This window comes from Roseomonas sp. 18066 (assembly GCF_902706185.1).
In the GTDB taxonomy this organism is placed as follows: domain Bacteria; phylum Pseudomonadota; class Alphaproteobacteria; order Acetobacterales; family Acetobacteraceae; genus Pseudoroseomonas.
The window spans coordinates 1-534 of the sequence record NZ_CACSJM010000349.1; the positions used below are offsets into that span (position 1 = coordinate 1).

Here is a 534-nt window from a genome sequence, read left to right on the forward strand (position 1 = left end):
CGCCGAACCCCGTCTGGTGGTTCCACAGCACCTTGCCCGCCGCCGCGGCCGAGCTGTCGAACCACATCACCATCGTCGCGCAGATGCGCGCGAGCAGCGCCGTCCACGGCAGCACCAGGTGCTCCTGCACCCAGTTGAGCATGTTGATGCCGAACAGGGTGAGCTGGAGGGTGAGGAAGATGAGGAAGAAGCGCAGCATGGCCGTGGGGCTCCGCGGAAGGAGGAGGATCGCCGCGCATTATCCGGCAGGGCCGGTCTTCGGGGAATCGCGCATGTCTGGACGCACCTGGTCTGGCGCGCTCTTCTTCTGCGAACCGGCAACTCCTGCATCCGGTTTCGGGCACCAACCTCGCTACAAAACGTTTTCGCTCATCTATAGCAGCTCAACAATCCGTCACCAATTCCCTGCGTCGCTGGTGCATGCAGTCATTACCATCAGAACACTCGGCGCGACCAGGAGGGAGCACGTCGAGGGCCGCAGACACAAATAACCGAAAATCATGCTTGATATCGACTCACAAGGAATGGTGATTT

1 protein-coding gene is annotated in these 534 nt (G+C 60.7%); it reads right to left on the reverse strand.

Going from position 1 to position 534, the window contains the following annotated elements:
- A partial coding sequence (gene xrtH / locus GVN67_RS29175) for an exosortase H (RefSeq protein WP_160000784.1) occupies window positions 1-199 on the reverse strand: 199 nt, incomplete at its 3' end.
- Window positions 200-534 lie beyond the last annotated feature (335 nt).